The sequence below is a fragment of the Pseudomonas sp. VI4.1 genome, assembly GCF_002029345.1.
GTDB lineage: Bacteria > Pseudomonadota > Gammaproteobacteria > Pseudomonadales > Pseudomonadaceae > Aquipseudomonas.
Genome location: NZ_MULM01000117.1, coordinates 16,978 through 34,482 on the forward strand (window position 1 = coordinate 16,978; position 17,505 = coordinate 34,482).

General features: G+C 61.9%; 6 protein-coding genes and 4 pseudogenes. 3 read left to right on the top strand and 7 right to left on the bottom strand.

The window, feature by feature from the left end; genetic code table 11:
* Positions 1–65: 65 nt before the first annotated feature.
* Positions 66–1,235 (bottom strand): annotated as a pseudogene (locus tag BZ163_RS07375) (mandelate racemase/muconate lactonizing enzyme family protein).
* 99 nt (positions 1,236–1,334) lie between these two features.
* Between BZ163_RS07375 and BZ163_RS07380 the strand changes: the two are divergent.
* A pseudogene (locus BZ163_RS07380) lies at positions 1,335–2,211 on the top strand (LysR family transcriptional regulator).
* 5 nt (positions 2,212–2,216) lie between these two features.
* Here BZ163_RS07380 and BZ163_RS07385 read toward each other — a convergent pair.
* The 3 genes from BZ163_RS07385 to BZ163_RS07395 form a co-directional block, all read right to left on the bottom strand.
* The gene (locus tag BZ163_RS07385; protein WP_128870386.1) at positions 2,217–4,658 is read right to left on the bottom strand and encodes a hypothetical protein; all 2,442 of its coding nucleotides are present in this window, start codon (positions 4,656–4,658) and stop codon (positions 2,217–2,219) included.
* 477 nt (positions 4,659–5,135) lie between these two features.
* Entirely contained in the window at positions 5,136–6,035 is a 900-nt protein-coding gene (locus BZ163_RS07390) for a bestrophin family protein (protein WP_128870387.1), read from the bottom strand.
* 303 nt (positions 6,036–6,338) lie between these two features.
* On the bottom strand, positions 6,339–7,190 hold the full coding sequence (locus BZ163_RS07395; protein ID WP_128870388.1) for a CAP domain-containing protein: 852 nt from the start codon (positions 7,188–7,190) through the stop codon (positions 6,339–6,341).
* Positions 7,191–7,332: 142 nt separating this feature from the next.
* Here BZ163_RS07395 and BZ163_RS07400 point away from each other — a divergent pair, with 142 nt between their 5' ends.
* Complete coding sequence (locus BZ163_RS07400; RefSeq protein ID WP_128870389.1) at positions 7,333–7,953, top strand: cell wall hydrolase; 621 nt, start codon at positions 7,333–7,335, stop codon at positions 7,951–7,953.
* A 27-nt stretch (positions 7,954–7,980) separates the two neighbouring features.
* Here the strand turns inward: BZ163_RS07400 and BZ163_RS07405 are convergent.
* From BZ163_RS07405 to BZ163_RS07415, 3 genes and pseudogenes are all read right to left on the bottom strand, one after another.
* Positions 7,981–12,100, bottom strand: a pseudogene (locus BZ163_RS07405) (molybdopterin-dependent oxidoreductase).
* Between the two features lie 311 nt (positions 12,101–12,411).
* Complete coding sequence (locus BZ163_RS07410) at positions 12,412–12,897, bottom strand: adenosine-specific kinase (protein ID WP_128870390.1); 486 nt, start codon at positions 12,895–12,897, stop codon at positions 12,412–12,414.
* A 15-nt stretch (positions 12,898–12,912) separates the two neighbouring features.
* Complete coding sequence (locus BZ163_RS07415; RefSeq protein WP_128870391.1) at positions 12,913–16,380, bottom strand: hypothetical protein; 3,468 nt, start codon at positions 16,378–16,380, stop codon at positions 12,913–12,915.
* 119 nt (positions 16,381–16,499) lie between these two features.
* Between BZ163_RS07415 and BZ163_RS07420 the strand changes: the two are divergent.
* Positions 16,500–17,433 (top strand): annotated as a pseudogene (locus tag BZ163_RS07420) (GlxA family transcriptional regulator).
* Positions 17,434–17,505 lie beyond the last annotated feature (72 nt).

The following is a 17,505-nucleotide window of genomic DNA, read 5'->3' on the forward strand; positions in this document are numbered from 1 at the left end:
TGGCGTGGCGTCGTCGGGGACGCCAGCAAGCGACGGCTGCGCAAGGCAGCCGTCGTCGTCGCGGGTCAGCCTTCGCCGAGTTCGCGCATGACGGCGTACAGCGCGGACTTGGCTTCGAACCCGACCCCCGGGATGTCCGGCAGCCGACGTAGCTGTTCTCCACGCGAATCCCGTCAGCGAAACCGCCGAATGGCTGGAACACGTCCGGATAGGATTCGTTACCGCCCAGGTGCAGGCCGGCGGCGATGTTCAGCGACATCTGGTGGCCACCGTGGGGCACCACGCGGCGCGACGACCAGCCCAGGTCTTCCATCACTTTCAGGGTGCGCATGTACTCCACCAGGCCGTAGGACAGGGCGCAGTCGAATTGCACGTAGTCGCGATCCGGGCGCATGCCGCCGTGGCGCAACAGGTTGCGCGCATCCTGGTGGGAGAACAGGTTTTCGCCCGTGGCCATCGGCAGTTCGTAGTGGTTCGCCAGCTCGGCCTGCAGGGACGTAGTCGAGCGGGTCGCCGGCCTCTTCGTACCAGAACAGGTTGTACGGTTTCAGCGCTTCGGCGTAGGCGATCGCGGTCTGTTGATCGAACCGGCCATTGGCGTCGACCGCCAGGCGCCGACCGTCACCCACGACCTCGAGTACCGCCTCGATCCGGCGGATATCGTCCGCCAGGGGCGCGGCGCCGATTTTCATCTTGACCACGTCATAACCACGGTCGAGGTAGCTGCGCATTTCGTCTTGCAGTTTGGTGTCGTCCTTGCCCGGGTAGTAGTAACCCCCGGCGGCGTAGACCCAGACCTTGTCGTCGGCCACACCGTTGCGGTAACGGTCGGCCAGCAGGCGATACAACGGCTTGCCTTCGATCTTGGCCACGGCGTCCCACACCGCCATGTCGAGGGTGCCGACCGCGACCGAGCGCTCGCCGTGGCCGCCTGGTTTTTCGTTGGTCATCAGGGCTTTCCAGATGGCGAACGGGTCGAGGTTGTTGTGCTCTTTGTCGATCAGCGTATCCGGATCGGCTTCGGTGATGCGCGCCAGGAAACGATCGCGCATCAGCGCGCCCTGGCCGTAGCGCCCGTTGGAGTTGAAGCCGTAGCCGATGACGGGTTTGCCGTCGCGAACCTGGTCCGTAATCACCGCCACTACCGAGCAGGTCATCTTCGAAAAATCGATGTAGGCGTTGGCGATGGGGGAGGCAATGGAAACGGTTTTTTCACGGATGTCGACGATACGCATGGCGGGGTCCTCTTGTTGTTGAGGGCCCCACGTTAAGCTTTGCGATGACCCCCGCCCAATGCTATTAATGCCGCGCCCTATGCTCAGGAGGCATTGCCCTTGGAACTCGTCTGGCTCGAAGATTTTGCCGCGTTGGCGGAGTACGGCAGCTTCGTTCGCGCCGCTGAAGCCCGCCATGTGACCCAGCCGGCCTTCAGCCGCAGAGTGCGGTCACTGGAGAACTGGATGGGGGTCGAACTGTTCATCCGCACCCCGCAAGGCGACGTTGACCGAAGCCGGCAAGCAGATGTTGCCCAGCGCCCAGGAGGCCACCAGGCGCCTGTACCGGATGCGCAGCGAAGCGCAGGAAGTGGCGGGCATGGCCGCCAAGACCCTGCAGTTCGCGGCGACCCATTCGTTGTCTTTCACCTTCTTCCCGCGCTGGCTCCGGCGTGCGGAGAAGGGCACGCCGATCGAGGCCGTGCGCCTGCATTCGGACAGCATGGTGGTCTGTGAGCAGATGCTGGTCCAGGGCCAGGTGCAGTTCCTGCTGTGCCATCGCCACCCGGACGTTCCGCCGCTGCTGGCGCCGGATCAGTTCGTCAGCAGGAAAATCGGCGAGGACGTGCTCGTTCCGCTGGCCGGTGCTTCGGCCGATTTCGGCTCATCCCCGGCGTCGCTGCCGTACCTGGCTTACACCCAGGAATCCGGGCTCGGCCGGATCGTCGCGCATCGCCTGCAAGGCAAGGAAGATTTCCTGCACCTTAAACCGTTGTTCAGCAGCCACCTCGCCGCGGTGCTGATGTCCATGGCGCTGGAAAACAAAGGCGTGGCCTGGCTGCCCAGGAGCCTGACGGAACAGGAAGTGATCGATGGCCGTCTGGTCCGGGCCCTCGATGAAAGCTGGGATATCCCGCTGGACATTCACCTGACGCGGCCACTGGCGCCGATCAGTCCGTTTGCCGAGGCGTTCTGGGCCGGGGTGAGTTGCGTCTGATCACGTCATTTCGACACGCGATCACACACCGCCTGCCTGGTCGCCAATCGAAAAAAATAATCCTGATACCAACGCTTGTAGCTTTCCTGCGCGTCGGGATCGGCCTGTTGCAGGACTTCCATCAGCCTGGCCTCAGGCACTTCTTCCCAGCGGATTGTTGGCTGGTAGGGGACAAAGCTGCGTGTGGCGCTCTCCAGCGTTATCAGCTGAATCAGCGGAAAGTCTTGCCCAAGGCCCCCTGCCAACGCGGTACGAAAGAAGCGCTGCAGTAGCACGAAGTCTTCCAGCGGCGCCATGAAGTCGTCGTACGAAGGGCTGTTCAGTTGGCCTTTCAAGTAACCTGGCAAACGGTTCGTTACTCGCTGGCGCAATTGCTGGAGCCCCCGCGCAGGGGAATCCATCGCGAGGGTGCTCGCTTCGCCGGTCACCTTCCGGGGAGCCTGCCCGCGCTCAAGGGAAAAGGTGGTGTGGACCCAAATGTCGATATTTCCAAGGTGATCGGGGGAGCGTTTCATCCAGGCCCAGTCGGGTCCGGCCGAGACTCGTCGCTCGCGAAACTGCGGAGTGTGATCTTCAGCCAGCCGGTACTGATCCGGCAGGCCTGGACCCACTACATCGGGCACCTTCCCGGGGGAAGCATAGGAGGCAGTGAACGTGTCGAGCAGCCGATCCGCCTCTGCCAGCCGGCAGCCCAGCGGCGTATCGGTCAGCACCGGATGAGTGTAAGTCACACGGCTGATCAACGTCCCGTCGCCGGGCGCACTCTTCACAGCCACCACTCGACCGTCCGCTGCGTAGCGCAGTGCCTGGTTGACGATGGCTGCATCGTAGACGCCAAGATTGAGCCATTGACCCTTCGCCATGATCTCCAGGGTGACTTTGGTGGTGGCGCTTGTTGCCGGTTGCAGGGTCCAGCGAATCTGGTTGGCATCAATCCCTTCAGGGTAAGTGTCCAGGCCGATCAATACTTCCCGGATGCGCGCGCCACTGGGTGCCACTTCGAAGTCGGTGGCCCCAGGGAATAGTTGATCGTAGCCACCCAGACGTTCTTGCAAGGCTGCTTTCATCGGGGGCGGGTGAAACTCGGCCACCTTGGAGCTGACCGCCTCGGCGATTTTCGCTTCATGCAGGGCTTCGGGGCTTGAGGTCCAGCCCTGGCCTTCGGCTGCATTCAGCGCCCTGACCAGGTTGCGATCCTCGTTTGTGGCTTCAAAGGAGGCCTGGCGCGCCGCCACGGCGGGCACACCGGGCCGGGCAGCGTTCATGAGCGCTTCGGTCACCCAGTTCTTTGCCCAGGCGTGCGTCCAGGTTCTGACGGCATCCCTGCCCAGGTGTTTAACCAGTGCTTGAGCTTGTCGGCCCAATTCTGTCGAAGGTCTGGCCTCGACTGCCCCGAAGGCCTGGTCCAGCACTTGTGCAATCAGTTTTCCCTGGGCATCCAGGGGGGCGAGCGGGGTGCCGTAGCGCTGTTCGAGCACTGCGTTCAATGTTGCGAAGCGCTGCGGGTTTTGCTGTTCAAGGCGCGCGACAGAGGGGGCTATCGCCTGTTCGATCTGTTGTTGTGCCTTGACAATGCCTGCCTTGTCTTCGATGGCGTCGCCGAGCGTCGCTGCGACCTCTCGCCGGACTTTCGTCGCGCTGTCGGCAGAGTCGGACACTTCGAGACGCTGACCGATCAAGGCGGCGCGGACAAATTCGGCGTCGTTGTGGTTTGAACGTGTGACTTGCACCCAATGCTCAAAGGCCGTGCTGCGGGTCATATCACTGAGGGCTGCCCGTACGAAAAGCCGGGTGGCGGCCTGGACGGCGGGGGCGGCAGGATCCGGATCGACGGGGTCGGCGTTGGGCTTATCTAACGGAGGAATGGCGGACAGTGCTGCGTCCATGTCCCGTTGTGCGTGTTGATCGGCCGCATTCATCCGAAGGTTGTTGACCATCAGCTGCATGTTGTCGGCCAGGGGTTTGGCGCACCAGCCAATCAGGGAAAGAATGAGCAGGGCGGTGGTGACATAAGGCCGAGGTTTTCTCACCCTGCCTTGGTCTTCGCCCGATTGTTCGCTGGACTGCAAGGGTGCCTGGCGCGCCGCAAAATACAACGAAAGGACGACGCCGAGTAAACCGAGGATGCCCAGCAGTATGCCGTATTGGCCGATTTCGCGGATGACCCCATAGATTGACTGTGCCGGGTCAAGGACTGCCTGGGATACGACGCGCGAGCTTGTGGCCAGGGAGCGGCAGGCCTGGATGAGCACGATCAGGGCGCCAACGATGATGGCCCCTATCCACGATAGATGTCGGACGCGCTTCAGTACTGTCAGGCTGCCGGTCTGCGTCTTTGTTTCTCGACGATCGGCCGCCTTGCGTCGAATTTTGCGGAGAACCACAAGCCACAGCTGACACAAGGCCCACAGTGCAACAAGCAGTGTCAGGATGGCGTACGGGCGCATGGCGTTCTCCGGCAGACACGGCGCCCGTTTTCACAGCCTAGACCGCAGAACGCGACTGCCGTGCCGATCTTCCTCGATGCACAGAAAATCGAACCCCCACGATTCTGTGCACGGCCGCCTGTACAGGGGCGCCGAATCCTGATGCCGCCGTGCCACCCTAGCAGTAAGGTTGCGAATCAAAGACAGCGCAAACCCGATGAGACGAACGGCCCGCTTGGCGCATCGCTGCTCGGGTTGCTCGGTCACAGCATTGTGCAAGCGGTTTAACGCAGCCTGTTCATCTGGCGTCCATCAGCTGTGACCCAGTGCAATGGCAAACGAGACCACGATCATGCAGGCAAAGGCAAAATTGAGATTCATGCAGCGTTCTTCCGCGATAGTCGAATCGGCACCATCTTGCCCGGTGCGGGGAAGAATAAAAAATTCGCCTGCATGATTTGAATGATCGACAGAATTGATGACTGGGGCTGATCGACATCAGCGCAACACATAATCCACCGGCTCCAGGGCCGGGGGAAGTTGCGTTGCCCCCAGCGCCGCCAGCACGTCCCGTTCGATGGTGCGCACCATGGCATCGGTGGGCAGGTCGTTTTCGTCACGGCCGAAGGGGTCCTCCAGTTCATCGCCGATCGCATCCAGGCCGAAGAAGGTGTAGCTGACGATCGCGGTGAACACCGGCGCCAGCCAACCCAGCGGCTCGGCCATGGCGAAGGGCAGCAAAATGCAGAAGAGGTAGGTGGTTCTGTGCAGCAACAGGGTGTAGGCAAAGGGCAGGGGCGTGTGTTTGATTCGTTCGCAGACGGCCTGGGAGCGGGTCAGGTCGGTCAGGTGGTTGGCCATCAACGTATAGCGCCACTCACTGATCGCCCCCGACTCGGCGAGTGTCGAACACTGTTGGCCGACCTCGATCAGGATGCGTCCGCTGAGATCGGGCACGTTGCCCGTGGGCATGGGTTCAAGCCAGTCACACGCGGCATCCAGTTCCTTTTCCGAACGCAATCTGGCGTTGAGCGCATTGGCGAAACCGCACAGGTTACGCAGGATGATCTGCCGTTCGTTCGCGTTCTTGATGGCCTGGGTTTCACGAATCATCGAGCGGATTCCGACGATCATTTCGCCCCAGGCTTTTCGCGCTTCATACCAGCGGTCGTAGCAGGCGTTGTTGCGAAAGCTCATGAAAATCGACAGGGACAAGCCCAGCAAGGTGAACGGCGTGGCGTTGACCTTGGCAAAGTAGCTGGGGTGCAGGGTTTCGACGAGCACGATGACGCAGGCCAGCAATGTCACCATCAGGCTGCGCAAGGCTATCCGCTTGGCGATCGAGCCCTTGAGCGCACTCAGGATGTGGATCAGGTTGGGTTTGGGTCTGACGATCATGGCGGGCTACCTGCGCAGGCGTCCACCTGGACGGGGACTGCGCTGTTCACGGATGGTGGTGTGCGCAGGCTAAGTGCAGCGTGGCAGAGCGTCAAATCACTGGTTATGACCGGTTGATCGACGGGGTCTATGACGGGCACTCGTTGTAAAACTGGCCCGGCCCCATGTGGAGCCAGTCTTTGTGGGAGCGAGCTTGCTCGCGATAGACGACAACGATAACGCGTGCTGTCTGGATGAACGCGCCGCTCTTGAGTCCATCGCGAGCAGGCTCGCTCCCACAGGGGGGTGTGGATATCCGGGTGTTTATGGCGTACCGAACATCGCCGTCCAGTAGATCCCCGAATCACTCTTCGGATCCACCGCATAGGCCGCGCCCAATTCCTGGAAGCCCGGGTTCATCAGGTTTGCGCAGTGACCGGGGCTGGACACCCAGCCATCGACCACCTTGCGCACGGTATCCTGCCCGGCCGCGATGTTCTCGCCGATCTGTTGGCCGCTGTAGCCGGCCAGCTCCGCCCGGTCACCCGGCGTGCGGCCATCGCGGTCCTTGTGATCGAAGTAGTTGTTGTTGGCCATCGAGCGCGAGTGAGTCTCGGCCGCTGTGGCCAGCGTGGCGTTCCAGGCCAATGGCGTGGTGGCGGCAAAGGCTTGCGTACCGCACTGGCGTGCCCGGCTGCGGGCAACATTGAGTTCGGCCAGCAACTTCTGACCTTCCGCCTGCCAATCGCCGAGGCGCCCGCTCAACAGCGGACGGGCGAGCACGATGCGCCATTCACGGTCCTGGCGGCTCACGCCGATGTCGACGAATTGCGGGTCCAGCACCACCTGGCAGAAACTCTCGCGAATCGCCGTCATGGCCGCCTGCGCATCACGGGGACCGGACAAGCTGATCGCCTGCACATTGACCATCGGATACCCCGCCGTGGCCAATGCCTGCTGCAGATTGCCGAAGCTGGTGGCGGACAGCGCCAGCCGTGGATCGCCCGCCAGCGGTGGCAACTCCGGTGAAGCCTGACCCGCGCACGGCTGCGATTGGCTGCGGTAGGTATTGATCGAGTCGATCAGCTGTTTCTCGTCGGCCGCCAGCGCGTTCATGGCGCACAACAGACCCAGTGTTAACGTGGCGAGACAGCTGACGGGTGAAATGAAGCGCATGGAAATCCTCCTTGAACGGACTGCCGCCATAATGCGCGAAATTGCCCCCTCGAAGGCAACGGATTTTTCAGATTGCCGTGGTGTGATTGCTATCATTTCACTACTACACTGAAGCGATACTGCCCACCGAGTCATTTCGATCATGCGCCTCCACTGGATTGCCACCTGCGTTGCCATGATGCTGCTTGCCGGTCCCGCCTTCGCCGCAGATCAACAGCAAAAACAACAAGCGGCCGAGAACAAGGCCGAGGTGCTCGAGCAAAAAGCTGCAGAGAACAGCAGTCCCGCGCCCGCGCCCAAGGCCGAAGCCATCACCCAGTCAGAAGTTCAGGCCGTTGACCCTGCCGGTTCCGCGCCGCTGGACGATGCGATCACCTGCCTGGCCCGTTCGATTTATTGGGAAGCCAAAGGCAAGGATTCCGCCGACATGGAAGCGGTGGCCAATGTCGTGATGAACCGACTGGGCCACGGGGGCTTTCCGGATACGGTGTGCGGTGTGGTCAAGCAAGGCTCCGAAACCAGGAGCTGCCAGTTCTCATGGTGGTGTGACGGGCGCCCCGATTCGGTCCAGGAAGAAGTGCCTTACGCACTCGCCAAGGAAATCGCGCGCAAGGCGTTGAACAAGCAACTGCCGGATCGCACCCACGGCGCGCTGTATTTCCACGACCGCACGGTGAAGCCGGATTGGGCCAGGGAGTACATCAGGACGGCGGATATCGGCTTGTTCCGGTTTTACAAGCCCCATGATGGGGACGCGAAGTAGGGGCTTGTCGAGCGCTATAGTCGTTAGTCAATAAACATCCCGCAGGTAGCGTTTCTGTTCGCTCAGCTGGCGCCAGTAGTCAGCTGCGCTGTCGGCGCTCAGTCCACCATGGCTTTGTGCAACCTGGCGCAAGGCCTGGTCGACATCCTTGGCCATGCGGCTGGCATCGCCACAGATGTACAGCTGCGCACCTTCCTGGAGCCAGCGCCACAGGTCGGCACCTTGCTCGCGGATTCGATCCTGCACGTAGATTTTCTCCGGTTGATCGCGAGAAAAGGCCAGGCTGAGTTGGTTGAGCAGGCCATCACGCTGCATACCCTCCAATTCTTCGCGATAGTAGAAATCGCTGGCGGCATGCTGCTCACCGAAGAACAGCCAGTTGCGACCCTGGTCCCCCCGCGCGCGCGCTCTTGCAGGAACGCCCGAAACGGCGCCACGCCCGTGCCGGGGCCGATCATGATCATCGGCAGGTTGCCATCGGCCGGTGCGCGGAAGTACTTCGATGGCTGGACGAAGACCGGGACCTCACCGTTCTCTGCGCGATCGGCGAGGAAGGTCGAAGACACGCCTTTACGCTTGCCATAACGGACGGCCGCCACGGTCAGATGGACTTCATGCGGGTGCGCCTTGGGGCTGGAGGCGATTGAATACAGTCGTGGTTGCAGGCGCTTGAGCGTGGCCAACAGTTCGCTGGCCGAACAATCGAGCGGAAATTCCTGTAATACGTCCGCCAGTTGCCGGCCCCAGAGCCAGTCTTTCAACTCGGCCTTGCGTTCACTGCCCAGCAGCTGTTTCAGCGCCGGGTTGGAGCTGCGTTCGGCGATGAACGCCAGGGTGTCGCTGTTGGGACGGGCGATTTCAAAGTGTTCGGTCAGCGCCTGATGTAACGGGACTTCACCGAGCTTGTCGACATTCACCGTGGTGTCGGCACCCAGGCCAGTCAGATCGAGCAACTCACCCACCAGTTCCGGGCAGTTGCGGGGCCAGACGCCCAAGGCGTCACCGGCCTCGTAGTTCAGCCCGGAATCGGCCAGGGCCAGGGAAAACAGCCGGGTTTCCTTGTTTGCGCTCTGGTTGTTCAGCCGAAGGTTGACCAGCAGCCGCGATGCATAAGGATTGGCCTTGTCGGGTGCCTGGATTGGATTGACGACCGCATTCTGTGTCGGCCCGACGGTCACCGACTGCGCGGGTAGCAAGGTTCGTTGGAATTCGGCCAGCCAGGCATCCGCCCGCTCCTCGAATTCCGTATCGCAGTCGACGCGCTCCAGTAGCCGTGTCGCACCCAACTCCTGCAGACGCTGATCGAGTTTCTTGCCGTGCTGGCAGAACTGGTCGTAATTGGGGTCACCCAACGCCAGTACTGCAAAGCGCAATGATTCCAGGCGTGTTTCTGCAGTACTGAGGGTATTCCAGAAGCCTTCGCCATTGTCCGGCGGATCGCCGTCACCAAAGGTGCTGCTGATCAGGGCCAGATTGTCGGTGCTTGCCAGTTTGCTCGCTGGAAAGTCGGCCATCGCGCTCAGCTCCACGGCTACACCGCCGTCGCGCAAACGCGTGGCAAAACGCTCGGCGAGGGCTTCGGCGTTGCCTGTTTGCGAGGCCCACAACAGCGTCACTGCAGGTTTGGTGCCTGCCGTCGAGGGGGCCGCAGGTTCGGTGCTGCTGCTCAAGCGTGGCATTCCCGACTCGACTCGGCTGAACAGCCCGCCCAAAACGCCGTCAAGCCACAGCCGAGTGCCGTTGGCCAGTGGGGCGTTGGGCGGCAGGACAGGAACGCCGCCCACCTGCCGACCCGCGGGGGATTGCAGGCCACTGAGAAAACCGGCGAGGTAGGTGCGCTCGTTCTCGTTCAGTGGCGGGGACGGCAGGTTGCTGATGCCGGCGAGATCGGCGAAGGCCTCGATGCACGACATGGGAAGTTCCTCTTTCAAAGACGAAGCTGGGGGGAGGTCGACGGCGGTGGGCGCTGGCACTTCGAGAAACGCGTGCTCGATCAGTTCGACCCGTTGCAGGGCGACCGCGCAGAACTTGAATTCCGGCTGCAGGGAAATCGGGTCGACGGCATCGTTGGTCACGGCATTGATCGCCAGGTTTTCGCCAAACACATCGTTCCAGTGGAAGGGCGCAAAACAATTGCCCGGGCGAACCCGGTCGGTCACCACCGCCGGCAACACGGCGCGGCCACGCAGTGAACGGACCTCGACATGATCCTTGTCTTTGATGCCAAACCTGGCGGCGTCTTCCGGATGGATTTCAACGAATGGCCCGGGATTGAGCTTGTTCAGCGTCGCCACCTTGCCGGTCTTGGTCAGGGTGTGCCATTGGTGTTGCAAGCGACCGGTGTTGAGGACGAAGGGGAATTGCTTGTCCGGCATTTCCGCCGGCGGCATGTGCGGACGGGCGAGGAATATGCCCTTGCCGCGTTCAGTGGCGAATACGATGGCGGGTTGGCTGCCATCGGCCTCGATCTTGAGCTTCTGGCTCGCGCCGGTGTTCAGGTAGCGAATCGGATTGCGGTCGGCGCCATCGCCCGAAGCGCAGGGCCACTGCAGCGGTTTTTCCCGCAGGCGCGCATAACTCGCACCACGGATGTCATAACCGGTCTTGGGATTCCAGGCACGCTTGATCTCTTCAAACACCTCGCAGGAGGAGGCGTAGGTGAAGGCCTGCGCAAAACCCATTTCGCACGCCACCCGAGCGATGATCTGCCAGTCGGGCAGCGTCTCGCCGGGCGGCTCGACGGCTTTCTGCATCAGCGTCAGGTTGCGTTCGGAGTTGATCATCACCCCTTCGGCCTCGGCCCAGAGCGCACCCGGCAGGAGGATGTCGGCGTAGCGGTTGGTCTCGGTGTCGAGGAAGGCATCCTGGGTGATCACCAGCTCGGCGGCCTGCAAGCCTTCAATCACTTTCTGGCGGTTGGGGACGCTGGCGACCGGGTTGGTGCAGATGATCCAGCAGGCTTTTATCTGGCCGGCGCCCATCTGCTCGAACATCGCCACGGTGCCACCGCCGACCTCACGGGGCAGGCTATCGCGCGGGATGTCCCACAGGTCTTCGATGAATACCCGATCGGCCTCGACCAGCACCGAACGCTGCCCCGGCAAACCGGGGCCCATGTAACCCATTTCACGACCGCCCATGGCATTCGGTTGCCCGGTCAGGGAAAACGGCCCGCTGCCCGGCCGGCAGATCGCCCCGGTGGCCAGGTGCAGGTTGCACAGGGCATTGGTGTTCCAGGTGCCGTGGGTGCTTTGATTGAGGCCCATGGTCCAGCAACTCATCCACTCGGCGGCCTGGCCGATCCATTCGGCGGCCTGACGGATGTCCGCCTCGGGGATGCCGGTGAGCTGCGCGACTGTCTGCGGTGGATAGTCTTCGAGGAACTCGGGCATGGCGTCCCAGCCTTCGGTGAACGCCGCGATGAAGTCCGGGTCGGTATGGCCGTTTTTCACCAGCAGGTGCAGCAGGCCATTGAGCAGGGCCAGGTCGGTACCGGCTTGATCTGCATGAACAGACTGGCCTTGTCCGCCGTGGCGCTGCGCCGCGGATCGACCACGATCAGCTTCGCCCCGGCCTTGACCCGATCCATCATGCGCAGGAACAGGATCGGATGACAGTCGGCCATGTTGGCACCGATGACGAAGAACAGGTCCGAGCGATCGAAGTCTTGATAGGAACCCGGTGGCCCGTCCGATCCGAGCGACAGCTTGTAACCACTGCCCGCGCTGGCCATGCACAGGCGCGAGTTGGATTCGATGTTGTTGGTGCGGACAAAACCCTTGGCCAGCTTGTTGACCAGGTACTGGGCTTCCAGCGACATCTGTCCGGATACGTAGAACGCCAGGGCGTCGGGGCCGTGGGTATCGAGGATCTCGCGCAATCTTCTGGCCGTCTCGCTGATGGCCTTGTCCATGTCGATCCGTACCGGGTCGCGATTGCGCTCCTGGCGCAGGTAGGCGTTTTCCATCCGGCCCGACTGGGCGATGGCCTGGCCGCAGGTATTGCCTTTGGTGCACAGGCGACCGAAGTTGCTTGGATGGGTCTTGTCACCGGCGATCTTGACGACCTGGTTGCCTTCGACCTGCATGACGATGCCGCAGCCCACTCCACAATAGGGACATACACTGCGTACGGTCTTGTTTGCCATCCTCGCCCCTCGATTCTCTGCCGCACCTGACCGGTCCGGAAACAAAAAAGGCGCCATGTGACCCTCCGTCGAAACGGGGGCTACACGGCGCCTTTGTCGTATATGCGCAATCAGCGTTGACTGCGTGTCAGGTGATTGCAAGCAGCGGGCCAGAACATGCAGGGCTCGTCTTTAGCGGGTTTGCAGGCAATAGAAGGTTAGAAGGCAGGGGCTATTTGCACTTTTATATAGCGACTTTCAGTCCCTGTGCACCAGCTCGAGGCGAGCGCCGCCAGACTGATGGATTCCGTGCGCGGCGCTGTTCCAGCCGGTCAAAGTTTGTAGCCGATCTGCCGCAACAGGTCCTTGCGCCACAGGATGTCTTCCTCGCCTTCAATGCCCTTGGCACAGAAGCCATCGACGACGCCCAGAATGGCTCGCCCCTGGTCCGTCTCCGCGAGCATCACTTCGGTCGGGTTGGCCGTTGCACAAAAAATCCGGCACACCTCTGGCACCATCTTGAGCGTGTTCAATACGTTCAGCGGATAGAAACCGTCACCGAGGAAAATGATGAAGCTGTGGCCGGCAGCGATGGCTTGCGCATTGCGTTGGGCCAGTTCGATCATGGCCGGATCGGTGCCGGACCAGCGCACCAGGCATTTGCCGGAGGCTTCGCAAAAGGCCACGCCAAACTGGATACCGGGCACGGCATTGACCAGCGCTTCGTGGATGTCTTCGACGGACTTGATGAAGTGCGTCTGCCCAAAGATGAAATTGATCGCTTCGGGTTTGTCGATTTTCACGGTGATGAGTTGCATATCAAGCATCTCCTGTCAGAACTTCGCGTAGTTCAACGCATCGACAATGGCCGAGCCACCGATCCCGGTCAGCGACAGCAACAGCGCCCTGATCAGCGGGTCTTCGGCGTAGCGTGAGAACGAGCCGGTAGCGAGCGTCGCCACCCGCTCGCGGATCATCTTGAACTTGGCGTAATAAGGTGTCGTTTCGGGTGTTTCCAGCAGGTAGGTGTCGAGTCGTTGCAATGCCAGCGTCCGGGATTTTTCCGCCGCACGGCGCAGCGACAGCGCGGAGACCAGCAGGATCAGCGCCGTCAGCAGGTAGGAAATGATCAGGCTGGGCGGTGTCGGCCAGTTGTCGAACAGGCTGCTGCGCGAGGCCAACAAGATCAGCATGACCACCGTCGGCGCGTAGATGAGGCGGCTGACGGCCGAGGTGCGCTTGGCGATCAGTTGCACATCCAGCCACTCGTCGATGCACGGATGCTTGAGCATGCCAAAGGTTTTCTTGTGCTGCATCTGCAAGGTGCCGGGCCAGATCGCATGATGTTCACTGAGATGGCGGATGAATCGCGTCAGCAACAGATTGGCGTCCACCACCCAGAACACCAGGAACTGGAACACCAGGGTGGGGATCAGCCAGCTCATCATCCACCACATCGAGTCGCCCCGCACGGGCGTGCCCTGCATGGGCCAGACGACAAACAGCACGCTGGTGACCACGACATACACCCAAGTGGCGAGCATGGCCCGCAGCATCCGTGCGCCGAAAGAACCGCAGACGCAGTGCTCACCCCAGAACCGGGCGACGACGATCATCTTGCGCCCGTCGGTGCACGCGGCCTGTGCCGGCGCGCAGGACTTCGACCATTGCTCGCTGGGGCTCAGCAGGGGGAAGAAAATCAGCATCAGGCAATGGCCCAACTCGTTGCTCCAGCGCCGATACGTCCAGTCTTTGCCTTGGCGAATCAACTGTCGGACCTGGCCCCACAAGGTCATCTCGTATCGGCGCATGTGCAGGCGCAAATGGTACGCGGCTTCGATCTCGGCCCGGTTGATGCGCAGGTTGCGCCAGCCCCACGCCAGCGCCGAGAGGGAGATCAGCACCGCCAGCAGTCGCAGCGCCACGGTGGGCCAGGCGCTGATGCCTTCAAACAGGAACATCGGTTCACCGAGCCCGTGGTCGGTCAAGGTGCTGCGCATCTGGTACGCCAGCATCAGCGCGAGGATAAACATCACCAGAGGGATCACGATGTACCAGGCTCGGGCGTTGTATAAACCCGTGCTCGAACTGGTGTCCTGGGCCAATGCCAGGTGCCTGGCCGAGCGCCGGGTCAGGTTTGACGAAACGATCCCCAACAGGATCAACACGAAGGTGAACCAGAGGAACTCGGCGTGCCAGAACCGCGTGGCGATAAAGGCGCAGATCGCCGCCACCATGAACAGCGTGATCGGCACGCCGCGGACCCAGGCCAGCCGTGCGTCGTGATGATTGTGCGGGCCCTCGATCCGCCACCAGACGATAAACCCGCCGAGTAACAGCAGGGTGAGCGTCAGCGGTCCGGCCCAGAAGAACGACTGGGTTTGCTTGAAGCGTTCACGGATGGATTCGCCGGGCTCGGGGTAGGGCGGTGGCGATCGGTCCTGCAGGCAACGCAGGGCCATCAGGTCATGGGGCCGGACCCCGCGATCGGACTGCGATTGGGTCGGTGCTTCACAGGTTGCCGGGCGCGATGCGGTGAGCCGGCTGGCCAGGGGAATGAAGCCGCTGATGCCCACTTCGTAGATGCCCGGCGACAGCAGCTCCGATTTCGAATAGTCGAACTTCGCGCGCTTGGCATCGAAGGATTGCGGCGCCAGCGCGGCCAGCACCGAGATGAACACCGCGCTTTGCAGGCTGTCGCGAAACGGCGGCACGTCCTGTTGCAAGGCGCGGGTCAGCGTCAGGCCATAAGGCGCGGCGAGTATCAGGTTGCGCGTGGTTTGCGCCTGGCCCCTTTGCAGCATGCGGGCATCGAGGTCGGTGGAGAAGAACAGTTTGTACGGCATCCGGCTCTTGAGCGCCTGCAACACCAGCAGCTTGTCGTAGGCGTCGACGCCCAGCACACCGATCGCGCCGATGCCGCTTTCGCCGTTGCGTCGGTAGGCTTCGTCCTCCTGGGCAATGTGGTCGGCGAGGCGCCGCAGGTAATCGAGCTGAGAGTTGCCGTCGGATTTTTCCAACGGGCTGAAATCGATTTGCGTCAGCTCTTTATTTTTACCAGGATCAGCACCGGCGACTTTATCGTTGCTCGCGGACTCCTCCGGCAGGCGTCCGTCCAGGCCGCGCAAATAGCTGAAGCGCAAAATCCACTGATCGACCACGTCCCTGTGGTGGTTTTCGTCACTGCCCAGGTGCGCATCGTCGGCGACCTGCGCCTTGAAGCTTTCGATCAGGGCGCGGCTGTAGAAACTGTCCCACTCGGCAATCAAGGCAATGCGATTGCCGCTGCGGCGAAAGTCGCGGGTACAGGGCGAGCCGATCTGGCTGCAACGCACGCCGCTGGCCGGATCGACTCGGCGCAACTTCAGTTCCTCGAGCATCAGTTGGGTCATGGTGCCGTCGTCGCTGACGGTGCGCAGCAACTTCATGGGGACCCGGTTTTCCAGGGGGGGCGCCAGTTTCCGGTAACCGCGGTCCAGGGTTTCGTTATCGGCCGTAGCCAGCGGTGAGTAGATTTCCACGGTGGATGTGGCCTTGCCGATATCCTGGTCCTGGTACATGTCGCGCAGGACGGTCGAGGTGGACGGGCCGATGGCCTTCAGGACGGCATTGGCGGGTGGCTCGAAACATCGATCAGGCGTGCAGGCTGCACCGATTTTGCGGGTCAGGGTCTCGCGCAGTTTTTCCAGCTGTTGCAACGGCGTTGAACCGAGCGCGTCCTGTTTCAACCAGAACACGATCGTTCGATCAGGCGGCGGTGACTGGCCTTCGAGTGCCGTCGGCGGATCAAAGGGATTGGAGACGAATATTTCATAAGGCACGTCGACGAAACCGGAGGAGTGCGGGGCATCGGGCGACAGGTTGGCGGCGAGTCGCAAGCAATGGATGTACTGCTCCTGGTCCGGCACTCTATGGGAATTCTTGAACCCCGCCAGCAGGGCGTAACGCATGCGCCGCCGCCGTTCGATTTCGTCGGCGTATGGGCCGCCTTCGACCAGCGCGACCATGATATCGGGGGCCGGTTTTGCGCCGGACAGCGGCGAGATGTCGGGGCTGCAGACCTTCTCGGCATCCGGGTTCTTGCTGTCCGTGAGCTTTTTTCGATAACGCTCGACCGCGTCGAACGGGTCTTGCCATAGCCGCGCTTCGATCGGCAATTGAGCCTGGAACTGCGCACCGACGGGCCGCGGTTCGAGGAAGGGTTCGCGGTTGAGGGCGAACATCGACACCACCAGACTGAGGATGACCGCACTGCCTGGCAGCCAGAAGGCCAGATTGATGCCGGAACCCTTGTTGTCCATGGCCTGTGCCTCTCGGCCAACTGATTACAGTTATGTATAGACCCGATTAGAGCGTACTGTGAGAAGGGGTGGCCGGAAACATGGTCGCTCCACCTTTAAGGTCAATGGAGATCACTGCCATGCTCCACATCGGACTCATCGTCTACCCCGGATTTCAGGTGCTCGGTCTGGCCATGTGCGCCACCTTCGAGTTGGCCAACACCGCCGCCGACGAGCCGCTCTACCGCATGTCCTTGCTGTCCGAGCACGGCGGCACGGTGCAGACCTCCGCCGGGTTTGGCGTGGAGACCACGGCGTTCGACCAGCGCTCGTTCGATACGCTGCTGGTGATGGGCGATAACCTGATCCGTCCGGTGGCTCCCGGCATGGTGGCATTCTTGCGCGGTGCCAGCCGGACCACCCGGCGCCTGGGGTCGATCTGCACCGGTGCGATCACGCTGGCCGAGGCAGGTTTGCTTGATGGCCGGCGCGCTGTCCACGCACTGGTGTCACGCTCCGGCGCTGCAGAAGGCGTATCCCAAGGTGAAGGTCGAGGATGACCGGATCTTTATCAACGACGGCAATGTCTGGACTGCCGCAGGGATGAGCGCCTGTGTCGATCTGGCGCTGGCCTTGGTGGAAAAGGACCTGGGCGCGGAAATTGCCCGGCGGGTGGCGCGACAATTGGTGGTGTACCACCGACGGGCAGGCGGGCAGTCGCAGTTTTCGGTGATGCTGGAACTGGAGCCCAAGACCGATCGCATCCAGGCTGCGTTGACCTACGCCAAGCAGAACCTGAAGTCTGCGTTATCGGTCGAGGCACTGGCCGGCGCGGCCAATCTCAGCCCTCGGCAGTTCAGTCGCGTATTCCATGCCGAAACCGGGCAGTCGCCGGCCAAGGCCATCGAAAACCTGCGGGTGGAAGCGGCGCGCCTGATGATGGAAACCGGTCGCCACCCCATCGACGTGGTGGCGACCGATACCGGGTTTGGTGATCGTGAGCGGATGCGGCGGGCGTTTATCCGGGCTTTCGGGCAGCCACCGCAGGTGATTCAGCGGGCCAATCGCGGATGATCTCCGTCAGTACAGCGTGATTCCCCTGTAGGAGCTGGCTTGCCAGCGAAGACGGTGGGTCAGTCAACATTA